This window comes from Methylobacterium sp. WL18, from assembly GCF_008040015.1.
Lineage (GTDB): Bacteria > Pseudomonadota > Alphaproteobacteria > Rhizobiales > Beijerinckiaceae > Methylobacterium > Methylobacterium mesophilicum.
Genome location: NZ_VRVD01000868.1, coordinates 1 through 1,575 on the forward strand (window position 1 = coordinate 1; position 1,575 = coordinate 1,575).

Genomic DNA, 1,575 nt, shown 5'->3' on the forward strand with positions numbered 1-1,575 from the left:
CCCTGGTCTGGCGCCTCGTGGACGAGCGCGGCGCGGCGCGCGAGGGCCGGGCCAACCTGCAGGGGGCGGAGCCGGGCCAGGGTGCGGGCTTCGAGCTGCCGCCGCTGACCCCGGGCTACCACCGCCTCACCGTCCAGGCCGGCCGGATCCGGGCCGAATCCTGGGTGATCGCCGCGCCCCAGCGCTGCTGGCGCCCGCGGCCCTACACGGAGGAGGGCGCCTCCGACTGGGGCATGGCCGCCCAGCTCTACGGCCTGCGCTCGGCCACCAACATCGGCATCGGCACCTACGCGGATGCCGGCGAGGCCGCCCGCGAGGCGGCCCTGCGCGGGGCGGCGTTCCTCGGCTTGAGCCCGGTCCACGCCCTGTTCGGCTCCGACCGGACCAAGATCTCGCCCTACTCGCCGTCCTCGCGGCTGTTCCTCGAGACCCTCTTCATCGCGCCGCGCAGCCTGCCGGGGCTCGCCGGCTCAAGGGCCGAGGCGCTGCTCGCCGAGCGCGCCGAGGCGATCACGGCGCTGCGCGAGGCGGCGCTCGTCGACCACCAGGGCGTGGCCGACATGCTCGACCCGGTGCTGCGCGCCCTCTGGCTCGAATCCCCGGCCCGGGCCGGCACCGACGCGGACTTCGAGCGCTTCCGCCAGGAGGGCGGCGTCGACCTCGCCGCCCACGCGGTGTTCGAGGCCCTGTCCGAGCATTTCCGGCAGCAGGGCGCCCATTGGCTGGGCGACTGGCCGGAGGAGTACCGCCGCGCCGGAACCGACGCGGTCGTGGCCTTCGCGGCCGAAAAGGCCGAGGCGGTGGGCTACCACGCCTGGCTGCAATACCTCGCCGACCGCCAGCTCGCGGCGGCCTCCGCGACGGCGCTCACGGCCGGCATGCGGGTCGGGCTCTACCGCGACCTCGCGGTGGGCGCCGACCGGGGCGGCTCCGAGATCTGGTCCCATCCCGAGCGCTTCGCCGACCGGGTCTCGATCGGCGCGCCCCCGGACCTGCTCGCCCCCAAGGGTCAGAACTGGGGCCTGCCCGCCTTCGACCCGCTGGAGATGGAGCGCGACGGCCTCGCGGCGTTCCGGGCCCTGGTCCAGGCCAACATGCGCCATGCCGGCGCGATCCGCATCGACCACGCCTTCCAGCTCGCAAGGCTGTTCCTGATCCCGCTCGGGGCCGGCGCCCATGCCGGCGCCTACGTGGCGATGCCGTTCGAGCCGATGCTGGCGGTGCTGCGGCTGGAGAGCCACCGCAACAAGTGCCTGGTCATCGCCGAGGATCTCGGCACCGCGCCCGAGGGTTTTTCCGACGCCCTGATGCGGGCCGGCGTGCTCAGCTACCGGATCCTGGCCTTCGAGCGGGAAGGGGACGGACGGTTCAAGGCCCCCTCCGCCTACCCGCGCGACGCGCTCACCGCCATCACCACCCACGACCTGCCGACCTTCGTCGGCTGGTGGCGCGGGGTCGACACCGACACCCGCCAGTCGCTGGGCCTGTACGACCAGGACCGCGCCGAGGCCGAGCGCGGCGAGCGGGTGGTCGAGCGCCGCCGCCTCACCGAGGCGCTGGCCGGGGAGCAGCTCC

1 protein-coding gene is annotated in these 1,575 nt (G+C 75.0%); it reads left to right on the forward strand.

Going from position 1 to position 1,575, the window contains the following annotated elements; all coding sequences use genetic code 11:
* The coding region (gene malQ, locus FV228_RS29160) for a 4-alpha-glucanotransferase (RefSeq protein WP_147857648.1) at positions 1–1,575 on the forward strand (1,575 nt) is incomplete at both ends.